The sequence below is a fragment of the Deltaproteobacteria bacterium genome (assembly GCA_015233135.1).
In the GTDB taxonomy this organism is placed as follows: domain Bacteria; phylum UBA10199; class UBA10199; order JADFYH01; family JADFYH01; genus JADFYH01.
Map to the genome: position 1 here is coordinate 1 of JADFYH010000013.1, position 17,858 is coordinate 17,858.

The following is a 17,858-nucleotide window of genomic DNA, read 5'->3' on the forward strand; positions in this document are numbered from 1 at the left end:
AAGTTTGTCGAGAGAATTATTCGGGACGTATCTCCGCTTCAAAACTCCCCGCTCAAATTGAAATTATAGAGGTACGCAAGCAGGTTTCGCCCGAAGATATCAAAAGGCTCAAACTATTACAGAAGCGTCATGAGGAGTTCTACGATCTTTCCAAGTTCAAACGAATCAACGAGGAGCTGGCTGTTTTTGAAACGGAGCATGAAGGAGATCGCTGCCTCATCACCTGGTCAAAAGTAAGAGCGGAGCGAGACAGCAAGGCCAGGGCGGATATCCTGGCAAAGATATCCAAAAAGCTATCTGCCAAAAAGGTCACTGCAAAAAACTTTGTTTCCAACTCCAATTATCAAAAATATCTCACAGGACTCAGTGAGGGAGAGACTCCCAAGCTCAACTCTACAGCAATAGAACAAGCAGCGAAGAAGGATGGATTTTTTGGAGTGATTACTAACATCAAAGATAAGGCTGCCACGGAGCTTGTAGACCACTACAAGAGTTTATGGATCATCGAAGATGCCTTTGGTGAAATCAAAGGGAATCTGAGAGCCAGACCAGTGTTTCATTGGAGCGACAAAAACATTGTGGGTCATTTAACAATGTGTTTTTTGGCTTATCTTTGTGAAGCGCTGATGACCAAAGCCCTCAGAGAAAAAAAGCTGATGTTGGAAAGCCCGGCCATCCAAAAAGAAACGATCAAACCGAGAGCCCTCACAGTGGTAGAAGCGATGCGGGAACTTCAAGAAGTGAGAGCGATTCCTGTACAAATCAAGTCCAGCACTATGTGGGTAAGAACAGACATCAACGGTAACGCCGCTAAACTCTTCTCAGCCATTGGACTTAAAGTCCCTCCCAAACTCCTCAGTTTATCTAAAAAATCAAAAATGTAGTGGCACAAGGAAACCCTTCGCCTACAACAACTTGAAATATAAAACCTTTTTATTTTCTGGTGTCAAAGTCGGGAGGGATCTCCTTGGTTTTTAGGGAAGGCCTTCCTTCGGCTGGAAGGGAGATCGCTTCTCCTGGGTGATTTAAATGCGTCGTTTTTTCTTGCTGGGCATGTTTTTCAAAGAAAGCAGCATATTCGCTTGGGGAACGAATCAAAGAATGGGTCTGGATCAGCAGGGGAAAAGAAAGCTGGGTGGCTTGGGGAAATTTGGAATCTTGAGCTTGTTTTTTTTCTTGCTCCATTTTTTCTTCTTTTTTTTCTTCTCTCTCCAGACGCTCCAACAACTCCCTCACTGTTTTGCTGGATCTCACCTGATGGGAAATAGCCATCTCACAAGCCTTTTCAATCCGGGCTGCTGCATGCCTTTTCGCCAGTGAAAGAAGGGCCCGGATTCGTCTTTGCCCCAAGCGACCCTCTTCCTTGAAAAAAAGCTCGCACAACTCCAAAGTCTTGGGCCCCAGCTCTTTTGCCTGCAACAGAAACTGTTCGGTCATGCGGGAAGGATTAAAAATATGGTCGCCTTCCTCCATCTTCACAGTGCCAGCTCGGTAGCTTCTCGTGTGTCTGCGGATTAAAGTGAGCGTTTGCTTGTCGTAGATCTCGATCTCTAAATCGTAAATACGAACCAGCACTTCACTATAGAGTCTGGCCGGAAGGGCGGAGTAAAAAGACCCTTTCACCTCAATACAGCCGTCATCCCAAACCTTGCGCAGCCCTTGCTCAAAGTATCGAAACCCCTGCAAAGGAAGGGCTCTAAGAGAGGGTTTTTCTTCCATAAACATCTCCTCTACCTGTCTCTTGCTTCTCCCGTGGATGCGCTTGGAGGCCCAGTTTTCCTCCCAGTGTAGAAGGTACTCGTTTTGGGCTTCTATCGTGCCAAACTCTCTTCCTTTTAAAGCCGTGCTCTGGGTGTGCTGGATGGCATTCTCAACACTTCCTTTTCGGTCGGGATCTCTCACTCGGGCAGGATCGGCCACCACCCCATAGTGAGAAAGCAGGGCCGCATAAACAGGGTTAAGTTCCACTTCATAGAGATCGGGCTTCAAAACCCCTTCTTTGAGATTATCCAAAACGATGTATTGGGGGCAGCCTCCAAAATATCGAAAGGCTTCTTCGTGTAATCTTGCCCAGCTTTCCTGGGAAGAGTTCCAGACGACTTTACGAAAGGAACGGCGGGAGTAGCGCAGGGTCATTACAAACAAACGGGGGCGTCTTCTTTTACCAGTCTTTGGATGGAGGGTAAAAGCTCCCTGGCCATAATCCACCTGGGCCTCTTCTCCGGGAAGAAACTCCAGGCGGTCGTATTGTTCGGGGTCTTTTTTTCTAAGACCCCGCACGTAACGTTTTACCGAGTTGTAGCGGAAACTAAAGGCAAACTGATCCACCAGATCCTGGTAGATGGCCGTCGCATTCCTTCCTTTGTTCACTTCTGCCACAATCCATTCGTGATAGGGCAAACAAGCCGAACGGGCTTGCTTGGGAATGGAAGCCGGGGAAGCTTTCAAAAGCTCCTTCTGCGTCACAAAGCCGGTGGCCATGGGGGAATTTGAAATCTCTGAAGACTTCGACTTTTGATATTTACGGATGGTCTTCCGATCCACCCCGGTACTTCGGCAAATCTCGTGTTGGGACACCTGATTTTGAATCAGGGTGAGTACGGTTGTTTTCTTAAATGCTTTCAAGACGTTCATCTCCTATCCCTCCTTTTGCAGGAGGAATACACAAACGCCCTGTCGCTGGATCTTATTGGTATCCGCTACACCGCGGACAGATGGGGGATTTTCAAGTGGCCACTACTGGGGGATTTTGGGTGGCCACCGGGGGGAAAAATCAGCCTGCTTAAAAAAATCAGTCTGTGGAGCATCAATTGCAATTGCGTAAGTAAGGATGGGAGTGCTCAAGCGCTTCTGTAATAGTTTGAGCCTTTTGATATCTTCGGGCGAAACCTGCTTGCGTACCTCTATAATTTCAATTTGAGCGGGGAGTTTTGAAGCGGAGATACGTCCCGAATAATTCTCTCGACAAACTTTAGAAATCTCAATCAATTGATTGCGCTCGAGTTCAAATCGACGGGAGGGATTTTTTTCTGCATCGACGATACAGATCATAGAAAAACTCATCCCATCCGCCAAGGTCAGCACATAGTCACAGCTTGCAGCCAAGGCCTCCGCTTCGGGCACGCAAGTCATGCTATATCCTTTTTTTGCAATAAAGAGCTTGGCTAAATAAAGGGCGAAGGAGTCTGTAGTGTGAATTTGAGATTCTGTTTCTTTCGATGAATTTAGGTCTTGAGTCATAAAAGGTCCGAAGTACGCCTTAAACTTCACAACGGCATTTCATTCTTATTCTAAAGACATTTTTTTGGGGGCGACAAATCTGTTTGGTTTCTGCGTAAGGGGAGTGAAAATGAATCTTCCTCTGTCACCAATTGGATGTTCCAGATAATCAGTTCAAAAACAGTTCTATCCAATTACGACCCGGACTGGAAAAGTGAAGAATGGTTACCGTCTGTCTTACTTCCTCGAGGGTGTAAAAAATCAAATACCGTTTGTGTTCGATAAAGCGGATTTCTTCAATCTCTTCATCTTCTTCTTCGAGAATTTTTATTCGGCTTCCTCGATTAGGAAATTGAGCGAGACTCAGGGCTTTTTTTTCCAGTTCCTTCACAAACTTTTTGGCTTGAGTGGGAGCCCCTTGAAAAATGAAGCGAAAGATTTGATCTAATTCATTAATGGCTTCTTTTTGAATTTTAACAGAGTAAAGATTACTCATTATATTTTTTGTTGAGCCGGCTAAAAACTGCTGCGACGTTTTCAGATTTATTTTTGTTTTTTAAGCGGTGTTGTAGCAGGTCTTTCAAGTTCTTGATTTGAACCGCAATCTCAAACGTTTCAAGGTCGCAGATTCCAAAATCAGGCTTGCCATTGTTGGTGATAAGGATGGGGGTTTTTTTAAGCTGTGTTTTTACTTTGTGTAAATCAGTTCTTAATTCGGACATAGGTAAAATTGATTTTTCAAAAGAAATACTCATGGGAATCCTCTAAAAAAAAGGTAATTGTTACAAGTTAATTATGAATTTATTCTTTTTAAAGTCAATATTTCTCTATACGATGCCATCTAAGCCATCTAAAAATTAAAAGTGGACTAAAAACGAATTCCCCTCTCCCCTTGGGGGGAAAATGTGGGAACATTTTCGGCAGGGTGAGGGGGAAATGAGTACATTTTAGATTTTCTCATTTTACTCCTCAAACTTTTTATCGCTCTTTTTATACTCAGATTCCTCAGCACAACTTTTTTCAAAATTTTCTATTTTGAATTGCGGTTCATTTTGGGAATTTAATCCTGAAAAATAAATCACCGAAGCTAAAACGTAGGGTTGCTCAAAGCCTGCATCGCACTGGTCTTCATACACGGTTCCAAAATCTTTTACATAAACCAGTTTTTGATTTTCTACTTTTAAAAGATGTGCGGTTTCTACAGAAATGCCTTGGCCCGCGCCGCCACCCATTAACAAAATTTCGTTTTGCTTATCCTGATTTAAATCGACTACTCGCAGGGGCTGCCCGAAAAAGATCGCGTCCTCGTTCTCTTCCATAGGGTCTATCCAGGCTTCAAACACCTTCTTGTCTTTTGAAAAAATAGCCACCAGTTCTGGATTCCAAACGGGTAATGAGCCCGAACAATTATCAATGGTAATGGAATAAAGAGTTTCTTCCATACCCGCTTGAGTGAAAGAGCCTTCCAGTTTTCCATTGAGAGTCGGCACAAATTGGCCACTTTTCAAATAATCGTCTGGCGGAGTTTTAGGGCATTCTTGAGCTTAAATGTTTTTTAAAAAGTTCTGATTCTTTTTCAGCGCTCACTGTTTCAAATATGTTTTGGGGTTCTTCTGCTCTAAAATCAAAGAGAAGGTCTCCATTTTGAAGGGGATCTTTCTGGAGAGTTGGGGACAAATTTATTACAGTAGCATTTTTAGGAATCCATTTATTCAATAGGCCAAACTGCGTCATAATTATTAGACCCAGAATAACAAGACCAAGAATAATGAGTGTGAAAGATAATATTTTTTTTGATTTCATACAGAACCCGTTACTTCGGTCAGCGGCAATAAATGAAACAGCTCTTCTATTTCTTCAGGGCTTAAAATATGCTGCTCGATTAAAATGGCTCGCACATTTTTTTTACTGCGAATGGCTTCTTTAATCAGCTCCGCAGTTTTTGCATAGCCGAGTTTCGGGGCAAGGGCAGTGGCGATGGAAGTGCTGTTCTCGGCATAAAATAGACAGCGTTCGTTGTCCGCTTGAATTCCCTCAACGCAACGTTCTCCAAAAATTTTGAGGGCATTGGTGAGCAGGGTCACAGACCAAGGTAGAGAATAAGCCACGAGCGGCATCATGACATTCAGTTCCAGCTGACCAGCCTGTGAAGCGAGTTTGATCGATTCATCCAGCCCCAGAACAAAAAAACAGGTCATGTTGAGCATCTCTGCGATGCTGGGATTCACTTTTCCAGGCATAATCGAGGATCCGGGTTGTACGGCAGGGAGTTGAATCTCCGCCAATCCGGTACGGGGGCCGCTGGCGAGCAGGCGTAAATCATTGGCAATGCGAATCAGATCCAAAGTTAAATTTCTTAAAGTGCCCGAGAGATGAGTAAAAGGCGCCAGGCTTTGCATGGCTTCGAAAAAATTGGAGGCAGGAACCAATTTCTCTCCGCTCAATTGACTCAATTTTTGCGCAATTTTTTTTCGATATTGGGGATGGGTATTCATTCCAGTTCCAACCGCTGTGCCTCCCAGGCCAATTTTTAGAAGGTCTTTTTTTGTGGCCTGAATTCTCTGAAGATGATTTTCCAGACATTGGGTATAACCTGAAAATTCCTGGCCCAAGCGGATGGGCGTGGCATCTTGCAAGTGGGTGCGTCCCGATTTGATCACCGAATTTAGCTGCTTGGATTTCTTTTTAAAAATTTGAATCAATTGGGTGAGGGTGGGTAAAAACTTTTGCAATTCTTGAAGAGCAGCCAAACGAATCGCCGTGGGAATCATGTCATTGGTAGATTGGCAGCGATTCACATGGTCGTTGGGGTGTATCGGCGAATAAGTGCCTCGAGCAGTTCCCAAAATTTCATTGGCGCGATTGGCAATCACCTCATTCACATTCATGTTATGGCTAGTGCCCGCACCGGCTTGAAACACATCCACGACAAATTGATCCCGCCATTTACCTTTCAGAATTTCGTCACAGACTCTTGCAATAGTTTTGGAAAGTTTGGGGGGAATGAGCCCCAGCTGGGCATTGACCAAGGCCGCGGCTTTTTTAACAAGGATTGTGGCTTCCAAAAAACCGGGATGAGCCGTCCATCCACTGATGGGAAAATTCTCCAAGGCGCGTGCTGTCTGCACACCGTAATAGGCCTGGGAGGGAATTTTCTTGGATCCTAAGGAATCTTTTTCTTGGCGATGGTTCATGTCATTTGTCCAACTTAAAGCCCTCGGCCAGCAAATCATGAATCTTGGGGCGAAATTCTTTAATCGCCTCGTTTTTTCCTTCGGGATGTACACGATTGGTCAGCAGAATAACGTAGAATTGTTTAGCCAAATCAACCCAGATTGAAGTGCCAGTAAATCCTAGGTGCCCGATACTTTGCTTGGAGAAATGTTTGCCGGCTTGGGAACCCTCGAGTTCGGGTTTATCCCAGCCCAAGGCAGGTTTGCTTTGGGTAAACTGCTTCCAGGTCCTGGGGCTGATAAAATTGCTTTTACCATTTTCAATTTTCAAAATTTCATCGGCCATTTTAATGAGATCTTCCAGATTGGAAAATAATCCGGCATGACCTGCTACCCCTCCCAAAACCCAGGCGTGTTCATCGTCTACTTCGCCTGCCAGCACCTTGCGTCGTAATCGGCATTTGCGGGTACTGGCAAAATCCGTGCGAGGAAGTTTTTTTCCTTTTGAGAAATGCCGGATAAAAAAAGTATGGTTTAGCTTTAAGGACTTGGCGATCAGTTCGGCAAAAAGTTTGTCCAAGGTTTTAGAGGTAACTTTTTCTAAAATGAAACCCAGCAACATGAAACCCAGGTCGCTATATACCCGCAGCTCACCCGTATTGTATTCCAGTTTTTCCACCAGAATTTTTGCGGTCAGACTTTTTTGAATTTCTTCCAGGTCTTCTTTTCCGGCTAAAAGACCCGGAATAAGGTCTTCGTAGTAGGGTCTGTAGGCGGCTAGGCCCGAAGTGTGTTGCAGTAAATGTTTGAGAGTGATGACATTGTAAGGCTCTTTTTTCCAGCGTGAAAAAAATTTGGAGACGGGATCTTCCAGGTTTAATTTCCCTTCGTCCACTAGCCTCATACAGATAAAGGCCGTGGAAAGGGGTTTGGTGAGTGAGGCCAAATCAAAATAAGTTTTTTGAAAAAGTTTTCTTTTGAGAGGCAGTGTTTCCGCAAGACCATACACTTCTTTCATCCATAGTTTCTTCGCAGTGCCCACTGCTACCGCGGCACCTGGGAAGATGCTGGCGTTTAAGGCTTCTTCAAAGGCGTGATCAATTTTTTTGCTAGGCGGCATGGAGAGCTCCTTCTAAAAATTCAATGCGGCTTTCGTTTGAATCCAATTCTAGCTCAACACCAAAAGGGATGGTCAGCATGTTGTTCAGATGCCCGGATGGGAAATTATAGACCACTGGAATTTTTAATTTACCAAAGTGTTCTCTTAAGATGGATACATAGACCTCTTCTTCGGAGGCCTTAGAATGAAAGGGGCCAGAGATCACTCCTTTTAGTCCCTCAAATTTGCCTGCCAAGCTCAGGTGAGTCAGCATGCGATCGATTTTGTAAGGAGCTTCATTTATGTCTTCTATAAACAAAATTTTGTTTTCACAATCGAGTTCCCAGGGAGTTTTTAGGCTGGAAATAAGTAAAGACAGGCAGCCTCCAATCAGGATTCCTCTTGATTTTCCGGGGAGGATAAAATGCTGTCCCTCGTTGGAAATGGGGCCCAAGGCAACTTTTTGAAGAAAGGCCCTCAGGAGAGAATTTTTCCCTCGATCTGAAAAATTCTCTCCCAGGCCTTTTGCTACCACTGGACCGTGAAACACCGTCCAGCCGAGCTTTTGCAAATAGAGTAATAAGGAGGTGAGATCCGAGTATCCTAAAACAATCTTTGGTTTTTTTTCAAACAAATCTTTTTTTAACAAGGGAAGTATACGGCTTGTACCCCATCCTCCCCGGGCAAACAAAATCGCCCTTACCTCTGGGTCGGCAAGATGTTGATTCAACTCCTCTGCCCGTCGTTCATCAGTGCCGGCAAGAAAAGCTCTTTTTTCAAAGATGTCTTTGCGATAAGTAACTCGAAAACCCAACTCTTTTAGAGTCACCAGCCCTTTTTCAAATTCCGGCACGTCAAAAGGCGAGGCCGTTGCGGCTACTGCGATCAAATCGCCTTTTTTCAGAGCTAAGGGTTTAAGAGCCATTGACTTTTTCACTATATTCAATTTTTGGAACTCGTCAATGCTAAGCTTTAAGCATATTTTGACGCGTTGCAATAGAAAAATTAGCATTTTTGGCCTATTATTTTCAAATTTTATTACGCAGTTTTTACTCCTTTTACCGATTGTTTTTTCTTCTCACATAACAGGGCCGACTTTGCTATCATCTAGGTATGAGACATCAGCCCTCCCTCTTGCTTGGAATTTATCAAGCCCTCAAAAGAACAAGGGTGCTTGAAGATCAAATCTATTATCTCTACCATCATCAAAATCCAGAAAAGCCTCTCATTATCGGTAAAGGCTATTTGTCTACGGGACAAGAAGCCATTTCGGTAGCTTCCGCTTTTGCCCTACAGCCTCAGGATTGGGCCGCTCCTTCCCATCGGGATATGGGTTTGCATTTGGCTCGAGGCATCACCTTCAAAGAAATCTTTGCCCAATATTTTTGTCGGACCACGGGCTTAACTCGAGGGCGGGACAGTAATGTCCATTTTGGTTCTGCGGAACGAAAGATTGTGGGTTTTATCAGTCACATGGGGGCCGCTTTGCCCATTGCGAATGGTTTGGCTTGGGCTGCCAAGTACAAAAAAGAAGATTATGCCGTCGTGACAATGTTTGGTGATGGGGCCTCCAGTCAGGGCTGTGTACATGAAGCCATGAATTATGCTGCGGTGTTCAAACTTCCCGTCGTCTTTGTCTGTAATTTTAATCGTTGGGCGATTTCCACTCCGGTGAAAGATCAAATGGCCATTGAAAATCTTGCTACGCGTGCGGCGGGTTATGGTTTTGAAGGTATTACGATCGATGGCAATGAGGTGCTCCAAGTTTACGAAACGGTCAAAGCCGCTTTAGACAAGGCCCGTAGCGGAGGGGGGCCCACATTGGTGGAATGCAAGACTTTTCGAATGGGGGGACATGGTACGCATGACCCTTCGCCGTATATTCCTCAACAAGAGAAAGATTATTGGAAGATGCGAGATCCCGTTTTGCTCCTAAGAAAGTTTTTGGAAGAAAAGCAGCTTTGGGATGAAGAAAAAGAACAGGTCTTAATCGCAGGCATCGATCAGGAATTGCATGAAGCCATTCGCTGGGCGGCTGAGCAGCCGGTGCCAGAGGCTAGGTCGGTGTTGGAGGGAGTGTTTACTTAAAATCCCTCCCCTTAAGCTAAGGGGAGGTTAGGAGGGGTTATGTCCATTGGATCCAATTGCCATAACGCCCCCTGACCCCCTCTTAGCTTAAGAGGGGGTAAAATAAATGCCTATTCTTAGCTACGGAGAATCCATTCGATCTGCCCTTGCGAGCGAAATGCGACTCGATGAGCGCGTGTATGTGTTTGGCGAAGACATGGCCGGTTATGGAGGTGTGTTTGGAGTCACCCAAAAACTACTGGAAGAATTTGGCAATACGCGCGTGCGCAATACGCCTTTGTCCGAGGCAGCCATCATGGGAGAGGCGATAGGGGCGGCTTTGGCGGGGCTCCGACCCGTGCCGGAAATTCAATTTTCAGATTTTATGACCACGGCCTTTAGTCAGATAATCGATGCAGCAGCCAGCTATCATTACCGATTCAACACCTCGCTTCCCTTGACGCTACGGGCACCGCATGGTGGAGGCATGCGTATTGGAAATTTTCATTCCAAATGTCCGGAGGCCTATTATTTTCATACACCCGGGTTAAAAATCGTCTGCCCTTCCACCCCTTATGAGGCCAAAGGCTTGCTGATTGCGGCGATTCGTGATCCCGACCCGGTGATTTATTTTGAAGAGAAAAAACTCTATTGGGAAATCAAGGGCGAAGTGCCCGAAGAGGCCTACGAGCTCCCTTTGGGCAAGGCCGACCTCAAACGAGAAGGAAAAGATATCACCCTCGTCACCTACGGAAGCATGGTGCATCTGGCTTTGAAGGCCGCCCAAGTATTGGAGAAAGAAAAGATTGAACTCGAAGTGCTGGATCTGCGCAGTCTGACTCCGCTGGATGAAGCAGCGCTGTTTCAATCCTTCAAAAAAACGAATCGGGTCATCGTGCTGCACGAGGCCGTTCAGCGGGGTGGCATTGGCGGAGAACTGGTGAGCCTTATCGTCGAAAAATGCTTTGATGATCTGGCTGCGCCCCCTTTGAGAATTGCGTCAAAGTTTTGTCCCGTGCCCGTGGCGCCTACTTTGGAGGATGCCTATCTCCCTAGCCTTCAGGATATTCTGGAGGGGGCGAGAGGGTTAATGAGATATTAAACATAACTCACCCCAACCCTCTCTTACCTTAAGAGAGGGAGATCAAGGTGTCTTACGAAATTTTATGCAACTCTACCTCACCCTACCCAAACCTGGTGAAACCATCCGCGAAGGGCTTATTATTCAGTGGCTCAAAAAAGAGGGCGAATTTGTGAATGAGAAAGAGCCTTTGGTGGAACTGGAAACCGAAAAGGCGGTGTTTACCTTTGAATCTCCTTTTCGGGGGGCGCTCAAAAAAATTCTGGTTTCCGCTAATGAAAACACTCCCGTGGGAACCAAGATTGCCTTGTTTGAGGTGAATGCCGAAGATGGAGCGAAGTATGAGATGTTGGGAGTGGGGATTGTGAGGGGGGAGGGGAGGGAAGAGGGAAGAGGGGAGAGGGAAGAAGGGGAAAGGAAGAGGCCCGAGGAAAGTAGGGCCGAGAAGGGAGAAGAAGTTCCCCTCTCCTTGGGGAGAGGGCAGGGTGAGGGGGGCCTGCATTCGGAGTTGTTATCCCCCTACCTCCGAAAACTCATTCAAGAAAATCATCTGAGTGAAGAAGAAGTTTCCAAAATTCCTCACAGCGGTTTTGAAGGAAGATTGAGTAAAGAAGATGTGTTGAAATATTTATCCCCCAAACCGCCTCACTCTTCACTCTTCACACTTCACGTCCTCAGCCCCATCCGCCAACGCATTGCAAAACACCTTACCGAATCCATCCACGAAATTCCGCAGGCCGCTACCTCGGTGGAGGTCGATTTGACTGCAATCATGGAATTTCGAAAACTCAAGTCCGAAGAGTTTAAAAAAAACCAAGGTTTTAGTCTAAGCCCCTTTTTATTCTTTGCCTGGGCGGTGAAGGACTTACTTCAAAAACTTCCCCGCTGGAATAGCCACTTGATTCAAGAAAATGCCTCACTAAAAATCAAACAATTTCACCGTATTAATCTAAGTTTTGCCGCTTCCACCCCTCAAGGTTTGATGACACCGGTATTACAGAACGCACAGAATTTAAGCTTCCTTCAGCTGGCTCAAGGCATCAAGGCCTTGGAAGAAAAAGCGAGATTAGGTCAATTGAGCGTTGATGAGCTTTCGGGTGGAACTTTTCTCATGAATAATCCCGGTGCCTTGGGAGGAAACCGATCCCATCAACTTTTACCCAAACCTCTGGTAGGAATTGTGGCGCTGAATAAAATCCAAAAAAGGCCTTGGGTACTGGACGAAGGAATTCATATCCGCGAAATCAGCACCTTAGACCTAAGCTTCGATCATCGGGTTTTTGATGGGGCAGAGGCCATTCAATTGATTGAGGCTTTGAAAGGGTATTTGGAAAATTTTCCATTCGATCTGGTGGAAAGTTATTAATTTGCTGATTTCGGGGTTAGCGTCTCTTATAAGCAGATTTTAAGTACCCAATTTTTTTTTGAGCTCCCCACGTTCCAACATCTCGGTCACGATGTCGCAACCACCTATGAATTCTCCATTGATGAAAACTTGAGGAAGGGTGGGCCAATTGGTGAACTCTTTGATGCCTTGCCGGATATTCGGATCGGCCATGACGTTAATTCCCTCAATTTTCTGGGCCCCAGCTTCCCGCAAGGCCCTTATCGATTGGGCTGAAAAGCCGCACATTGGGGACTCGGGTGTGCCCTTCATGAAGACCACTACTTTGTTATTTTGGATCACGTTTTGGATTTGGGTTTGGATATCGGACATAAATAAATCTCCTTTTATTTTTTATTCCACTGGTCTGGGGTAAAGGTTTTTAAAGCTAAGGCATGGAGCTGATCTTTAAACACGTCCTGAAGAGCGCCATTTACGAGCTGATGTTGCTGCAGTAAGCTTTTACCGACAAACAGTTCGGAAATAACCGTGGCTTGTAGATGATCGCCATCTCCCACTAAATCCACCACTTGAACTTGGGAGCCAGGCAAGGCCATTTCTATTTTCTTTTGTAGCTCCTGAAGATCCATGGGCATTAAAGAGCCTTCCTTTCTTTTTTAAAAATGAGTATGACAGTCTCTCCTATCGATTTTAAATCCATGCCGTCAAGAGGCTTACTATGCAGGATAAAAAGCAGAACAAAGATGCCCAATTCAATGCCCTGGAGGGGCATGCCGGATTTGGGGTGGACTATATTCCAAAATCTAAACGTAGCCCTGTCGTGGACGGAAAAATTTTTGCGGGCAAGGTTTCCGATTATGAAAAAGACAGGGCCAAAACTTTTCATCTCGACCGATTTACGGTCGCGGTGTTCCGCACGGGAGATGAATTTTACGCGATTAAAGATGCCTGTCCCCATGCAGACTATCCCCTGTCTCTCGGTAAGCTGGTATCTCCCTATGTCGTGATGTGTTTTTCACACAACTGGCGCTTTGATATTCGGGATGGTCGTTGCGTCAAAATCGGTAGATGTGGGCATGTAGGCAGGGCCTTAAGAGTGAGAAATTTTCCTTTGGAAGTCATCCAGGATGAAATTTGGGTAACGGTGGAGAATCTTCCGCCTCAGGAGGAGGTGGCGGAACCGGAGGGGTAGCCCAGGTCCATTTTTCGAACCCTTGTTTGAAATTCAAACCACTTTTTCACACCCTGCGTCAAAAAACCTTTAAATTTCCTCCTTTTCTCACTGGCATGATTCCTGTATTTGTTGTTAGGCCTAGACTAACCTCAACTTTTTTTCGAAGGATTTTTTATGCCCGAACTTATTTTTTCTAAAGGTGGACAATCCCTTTTACGCTTTCCTTTAGACTCGACAAGCACTCGGATAGGACGAAGCGGCGACTGCGAAATTACACTGACAGAAGACCAAATCTCTCGTGAACAAATCGCCATTTATTTTGTGGAAGGCATTTATCTTTTGAAGAATATTGGCAAAGCCCCTCTTTATTACGATTCCAAACCCATACAATCTAAGCCTCTCAAGCCCAGCGACCGCTTTCATTTATTCGATTGGGAGATTTTATTTTCAACTGAAAATACCGAAGAAAATTTCGATGAGACCTATGTGTCGGTGGCGGGAGAGGGCACTCAGGTGATGGAACTCGCACAGGCCAATGGCAAATGCATTTCCTCTTTCTTTGAATTTTTGATTCAAGAACCTGGAAAAAATTCCAGAACTTTCCGTTTGAGTCAAGAGGTTACCACAGTCGGTAAAAAACGTTCTTGCGATTTGCTGCTCGAAGATTCTTTTTGCTCGGAAGTGCACGCAAAAATTATTCTGCGTCAGGGAAAGATCCGTGTTTTGGATTTGGGTTCAACGAATGGAACTTTTATCAACGGTGTGAAAATAAAAGAAGCAGAACTCGAAGACGATGCACGCTTGAAGCTAGGCCAAACGGAGCTTTCGCTCAATCAAGTGCTCAAAGAAGAAAAAATCAGGCCTTTGGAAGTTTCGTCTTTTGGTCCCATGGTTGGGAAATCCAACGCCATGCGAGAGCTTTACGCCATGATTCAGCGCGTGGCGGCCACCGAGGCTACGGCCTGTGTACTGGGAGAAACCGGGGTTGGAAAGGAGTTGGTAGCAAGGGCCGTTCACGATTTGTCGGGGCGTCGCCTGAAACCTTTTGTCGCCCTCAACTGTGGCGCTATTTCCCGCGAGCTGATTGAAAGTGAGCTTTTTGGACATGAAAAGGGCTCCTTTACTGGGGCGCAACAACAACACCACGGCGTTTTCGAACAGGCCAATGGCGGCACTTTATTTTTGGATGAAATGGGTGAACTCCCTCTCCATTTACAACCTTCCCTGCTTCGAGTGTTAGAAACGGGCAAGATCCGCCGCGTGGGCGGAACCCAGGAAATTCCGGTGAATGTTCGCATCGTCTGCGCCACCCATCGAGATTTGACTCAAGCGGTGAGGGAAGGAAGATTTAGGGAAGATTTATTTTTTCGTTTGTATGTTTTTCCTTTGCTGATTCCTGCTCTACGCGAACGACGCGAAGACATTTCTCTCATTGCCGCCCACTTTGTCAAACAGATGTCTCCTCCTGGAAAATCCCTACAACTCGCTGCCTCAGCGAATTCGTTTTTAGAAATCCAAAATTGGCCAGGGAATGTACGAGAACTTAAAAATGTAATCCAACGCGCTGTGGTTTTATGTGCGGGAGATCTGATTCAGGCAGAAGACCTCAAATCTTTTGGCTTCGCCTCGGCTACTTCTTCCTCGAATCCTGTTCCCAGCTCTGCCAGTCTGCAGGAAATGGAGAAACAAGCCATACTTCGAGAGCTAAAAAGCAATGGCAATAATAGAACGGCAGCTGCTCGAGCCTTGGGAATAGCGAAGTCTACTCTGTATGAAAAGTTGAGATTGTATGAGATTTCTTGAAAATGGCAGGAGAAGGCCATTCTTTCAAAGCCTCATCCAAAGCCCTACAGCCGTTTTCTTTAGCCTTCTCTTCTAAAGATTTTTTTTCTATGATTGCTTCCCAGGCCTGATGTAGACTTTGCGCGCCGGCGCGGGGGCCAGCAGGATGAGAAAAAACTCCGCGACCTGGAATGAGACCAAAATCCATGTGCCCTAATTTTTGATAAATGGAAGGGAGGGTGCCCGCCCAATCACTCCCGCCGGGCACAGGAAGTGCTGCCTTTAATTTACCCCAGGGTTTTAAGCAGGCTTGAGTATTTGCAATCACCTCCTGCTCGGACGTGTGCATGCGCGGTCCAAAACCGGCAAGCACAATAATATCCGCCCCGGCAAGGCGTTGCAGCTTGGTATAAACGAGGGAGGAAATTCCAAAATTGGGCATTCGTGACAAGGCTGCCATTCCCGTAAAATGAGACACGAGTGGAACTTTTGAATAACGTCGCAACATGCGCAGTGCCGAAGGCCCCATCCAGATGGTGTTGATCATCACCATCCCCGCCCCTTCGCGGACGGCCACATCATGCAGGCGCAGCATTTGATCGACTTCATCGGTGATGGAAGCGAGATATATTTTGGGATGACCTGTTTCCTTTTCTGCCTGTTTGCAAAGCTTGGCACAAGCGCGGGTTCTTTCCTGCAACGGCGACCAGGCCACATCCGCCAACATCTCGTCGTCTTTCGCGATATCCAAACCGCCCATCCAGGCTTCGTAGGCAATATCCGCAAAATCTTGGGGAGCCAGGCCTATATTGGGTTTCACGACACCGATAAAAAATGGCCTCTCGTACACCTTGAGCAAATCACGCAGCGCTTTTACCCCAAATTGAGGGCCCTCGAATTGATTCAGGAAGGAAGCGGGTGCATCAAAATCAATCCATTTGATGTAAGTAATCCCGGGACAGTAGAAAGGACCTTCCCCCGCTGCAGCCGAAAGAATATTGGGAATTTTCGCCTCAAAGTTTTTATGCGGATGAGCCACCACCACTTCAAAAATACGTCCCCTCTCCCCTTGTGGGAGAGGGGTCAAATCAATCACCTTCGCCGCAAACTCCGGCCGATAATCCTCTTGTACCCCAGGCCTGGCCCATTGCGCGGTAGACTGTTCACTGCAAAGCTGAGCTGCGGCAAGTTTTGGATTGATCTCTGTTTCAAATAGATAAGTGAAAGTTACATACTCATCGAGTTTGATTTTTTGGGGATCTGCAAAAAAATGGGGGATGTCTTCTTCGGAGAGCATAAAAAACCTGCACTAATTTTGAAAAAAACTCAGCTGAATTTTTCTTTCCTTACGAGGGCCATCCAGCTCCACTAAAAAAATGGACTGCCAAATGCCTAATTGAATTTCCCTTTTCTTGATCACTAAGGTTTGACTGCTCGGTAACAACATCCCCAACAAATGGCTATGAGTATTGGGACGGCCGTCGATAGCGATTTTATCGTGGCGATATTCAGAGACTTGGGGAGGGGTCAAACGCTGCAAAAAATCGAGCATATCTTTTTGAAGATGTTCACAGCGCTCGTTGATTATGAGAGCACAAGTGGTATGAAGGCTGGCTAAATGCAGTAAATCACAATCTCCGCCATTACTTTCCTGAAAAACCCACTGGACCTGGGTGCTGATATCAATGATTTGAAGCGGTTCCGTTGTTTCAAAAACCAACTCCGCATATCTTGCAGGCATACTAATTTTTCCTTTGGATAATATAGAGGGCCAAGGCTCGAAGCGGTTCGGCTTTTTCATCAAAAATGGTTAAACACTCTAGGGCCTCTTCGATGAGCTTTTGTGCTAATTTTTTTGAGGCTTCCATTCCCATCAGACGCGGATAAGTGGCCTTGTCTTTTTCGAGATCGGAGCCCACATCTTTTCCAATTTCCTCGCCCCCTTCGATATCCAAGATGTCGTCGGCAATTTGAAAGGCAAGGCCAATACATTCTCCATACTTACTGAGAGCCGCCAATTGATCTGGTTTGGCCCCAGCCAATTTTGCTCCCGATTCAAGGGATACCTTGATGAGCCTACCGGTTTTGTGACGGTGTAATCGCTCTAAATCCTGCAAACTAATTTGCTGATGCTCGCTTTCCAAATCGGCCACTTGCCCGCCCGCCATTCCTTGAGAGCCAGAGGCATCAGCAATCTCTTCCACCACTTCGAGTAAGGTTGCCAATTGAATTTGAGGATGTCGAAAGCGCGTCATGATGCGAAAGGCCTCGGTGAGCAAGGCATCGCCCGCTAAAATGGCAATGGCTTCTCCAAACATTTTGTGATTGGTGGGTTTCCCACGGCGTAAGTCATCGTCATCCATGGCCGGCAGGTCATCGTGAATTAACGAATAGGTGTGAATCATCTCCAAGGCGCAAGCGATAGGCATCACCCATTCGGGTTTTCCTCCCAGGGCCTCGCAAGCTGCAATCGTCAAGATCGGTCTCAGCCTTTTTCCGCCTGCCCGAATGCTATAGAGCATGGCCTCGTGAAGTTTATAGGGCCAAAGCTTTTCTCCGGGCAAAAATTCTTCAAGGGCAGCTTCGACAGAAGCTCTCTTTTCGACCAGATATTTTTTAAGTTCAAAAGTAGACATGGCTGAATCATTCCGACAAAAAGGCTACCCTGGTTTTGTTGCCATTTTGATCCTTCACCAATATTTCAATCTTCCCCTGGGCTTCCTGCAAGGCCTTTTCACAAAATTGACCCAGCTTGCTGCCTTCCTCAAAAAGTTTGAGAGATTGATCAAGAGTTAAATTCCCTTGTTCCATTTTCTTAACGATTTCCTCCAACTGCGCCAAGGCCATTTCGAAATTAATTTCTTTAGATTCTTTTTTGGGCATTTAAGCCCTTTAGGATAAAGCCATAGGGAAAGTCT

At 45.9% G+C, this 17,858-nt stretch carries 20 protein-coding genes and 1 pseudogene; 6 read left to right on the forward strand and 15 right to left on the reverse strand.

Translation table 11 applies throughout. The features are described 5' to 3' along the window. Positions 1-884 (forward strand): hypothetical protein (locus HQM15_05840; GenBank protein ID MBF0492285.1); only part of this gene is annotated, 884 nt, incomplete at its 5' end. Between the two features lie 190 nt (positions 885-1,074). Here the strand turns inward: HQM15_05840 and HQM15_05845 are convergent. The 9 genes and pseudogenes from HQM15_05845 to HQM15_05885 form a co-directional block, all read right to left on the reverse strand. After that, positions 1,075-2,634 (reverse strand): annotated as a pseudogene (locus HQM15_05845) (IS21 family transposase). A gap of 102 nt (positions 2,635-2,736) precedes the next feature. After that, positions 2,737-3,240 (reverse strand): hypothetical protein, encoded by a 504-nt coding sequence (locus HQM15_05850; GenBank protein ID MBF0492286.1) that lies wholly within the window; start codon positions 3,238-3,240, stop codon positions 2,737-2,739. Positions 3,241-3,388: 148 nt separating this feature from the next. Further along, entirely contained in the window at positions 3,389-3,715 is a 327-nt protein-coding gene (locus HQM15_05855; GenBank protein MBF0492287.1) for a type II toxin-antitoxin system RelE/ParE family toxin, read from the reverse strand. Then, positions 3,708-3,941, reverse strand: a complete 234-nt coding sequence (locus HQM15_05860; protein MBF0492288.1) for a hypothetical protein — start codon at positions 3,939-3,941, stop codon at positions 3,708-3,710. The genes HQM15_05855 and HQM15_05860 overlap by 8 nt, the downstream gene beginning before the upstream one ends. Before the next feature lie 240 nt (positions 3,942-4,181). After that, positions 4,182-4,709, reverse strand: a complete 528-nt coding sequence (locus HQM15_05865; GenBank protein ID MBF0492289.1) for a hypothetical protein — start codon at positions 4,707-4,709, stop codon at positions 4,182-4,184. Positions 4,710-4,746: 37 nt separating this feature from the next. Beyond that, entirely contained in the window at positions 4,747-5,022 is a 276-nt protein-coding gene (locus HQM15_05870; GenBank protein ID MBF0492290.1) for a hypothetical protein, read from the reverse strand. Beyond that, the gene (locus HQM15_05875; GenBank protein MBF0492291.1) at positions 5,019-6,413 is read right to left on the reverse strand and encodes an aspartate ammonia-lyase; all 1,395 of its coding nucleotides are present in this window, start codon (positions 6,411-6,413) and stop codon (positions 5,019-5,021) included. The genes HQM15_05870 and HQM15_05875 overlap by 4 nt, the downstream gene beginning before the upstream one ends. Position 6,414: 1 nt before the next feature. After that, entirely contained in the window at positions 6,415-7,512 is a 1,098-nt protein-coding gene (locus tag HQM15_05880; GenBank protein ID MBF0492292.1) for a serine hydrolase, read from the reverse strand. Next, positions 7,502-8,416 (reverse strand): LD-carboxypeptidase, encoded by a 915-nt coding sequence (locus HQM15_05885; GenBank protein MBF0492293.1) that lies wholly within the window; start codon positions 8,414-8,416, stop codon positions 7,502-7,504. The genes HQM15_05880 and HQM15_05885 overlap by 11 nt, the downstream gene beginning before the upstream one ends. Positions 8,417-8,604: 188 nt before the next feature. Here HQM15_05885 and HQM15_05890 point away from each other — a divergent pair, with 188 nt between their 5' ends. The 3 genes from HQM15_05890 (at position 8,605) to HQM15_05900 (ending at position 12,005) form a co-directional block, all read left to right on the forward strand. Continuing rightward, complete coding sequence (locus HQM15_05890) at positions 8,605-9,579, forward strand: thiamine pyrophosphate-dependent dehydrogenase E1 component subunit alpha (protein MBF0492294.1); 975 nt, start codon at positions 8,605-8,607, stop codon at positions 9,577-9,579. Positions 9,580-9,685: 106 nt separating this feature from the next. Then, positions 9,686-10,660: an alpha-ketoacid dehydrogenase subunit beta gene (locus HQM15_05895; GenBank protein MBF0492295.1), complete on the forward strand. Its 975-nt coding sequence runs from the start codon at positions 9,686-9,688 to the stop codon at positions 10,658-10,660. 64 nt (positions 10,661-10,724) lie between these two features. Further along, positions 10,725-12,005 carry a 2-oxo acid dehydrogenase subunit E2 gene (locus HQM15_05900; protein ID MBF0492296.1) on the forward strand — a complete coding sequence of 427 codons (1,281 nt, stop codon included), beginning with the start codon at positions 10,725-10,727 and terminating at the stop codon, positions 12,003-12,005. A gap of 39 nt (positions 12,006-12,044) precedes the next feature. Here the strand turns inward: HQM15_05900 and grxD are convergent, their stop codons facing one another. Then, positions 12,045-12,356, reverse strand: coding sequence for a Grx4 family monothiol glutaredoxin (grxD, locus tag HQM15_05905; GenBank protein ID MBF0492297.1), 312 nt, complete (start codon positions 12,354-12,356; stop codon positions 12,045-12,047). 14 nt (positions 12,357-12,370) lie between these two features. Further along, positions 12,371-12,619 carry a BolA family transcriptional regulator gene (locus HQM15_05910; protein ID MBF0492298.1) on the reverse strand — a complete coding sequence of 83 codons (249 nt, stop codon included), beginning with the start codon at positions 12,617-12,619 and terminating at the stop codon, positions 12,371-12,373. A gap of 83 nt (positions 12,620-12,702) precedes the next feature. On the opposite strand from HQM15_05910, the gene HQM15_05915 reads away from it, so the two are divergent. Both HQM15_05915 and HQM15_05920 read left to right on the forward strand, forming a co-directional pair. Continuing rightward, positions 12,703-13,176 (forward strand): Rieske (2Fe-2S) protein, encoded by a 474-nt coding sequence (locus tag HQM15_05915; protein ID MBF0492299.1) that lies wholly within the window; start codon positions 12,703-12,705, stop codon positions 13,174-13,176. A gap of 156 nt (positions 13,177-13,332) precedes the next feature. Continuing rightward, positions 13,333-14,961 carry a sigma 54-interacting transcriptional regulator gene (locus tag HQM15_05920; GenBank protein ID MBF0492300.1) on the forward strand — a complete coding sequence of 543 codons (1,629 nt, stop codon included), beginning with the start codon at positions 13,333-13,335 and terminating at the stop codon, positions 14,959-14,961. Here HQM15_05920 and HQM15_05925 read toward each other — a convergent pair. From HQM15_05925 to HQM15_05940, 4 genes are read right to left on the reverse strand one after another with little or no spacing between them, the layout of a single operon-like run. Further along, complete coding sequence (locus HQM15_05925; GenBank protein ID MBF0492301.1) at positions 14,921-16,237, reverse strand: ribulose 1,5-bisphosphate carboxylase; 1,317 nt, start codon at positions 16,235-16,237, stop codon at positions 14,921-14,923. The genes HQM15_05920 and HQM15_05925 overlap by 41 nt on opposite strands. A 12-nt stretch (positions 16,238-16,249) precedes the next feature. Then, entirely contained in the window at positions 16,250-16,681 is a 432-nt protein-coding gene (locus HQM15_05930; protein ID MBF0492302.1) for a YjbQ family protein, read from the reverse strand. A 1-nt stretch (position 16,682) separates the two neighbouring features. Beyond that, a complete protein-coding gene (locus tag HQM15_05935) occupies positions 16,683-17,576 on the reverse strand; it encodes a polyprenyl synthetase family protein (GenBank protein MBF0492303.1) in 894 nt (297 codons plus the stop codon). Between the two features lie 7 nt (positions 17,577-17,583). Then, positions 17,584-17,823, reverse strand: coding sequence for an exodeoxyribonuclease VII small subunit (locus tag HQM15_05940; GenBank protein MBF0492304.1), 240 nt, complete (start codon positions 17,821-17,823; stop codon positions 17,584-17,586). Positions 17,824-17,858 lie beyond the last annotated feature (35 nt).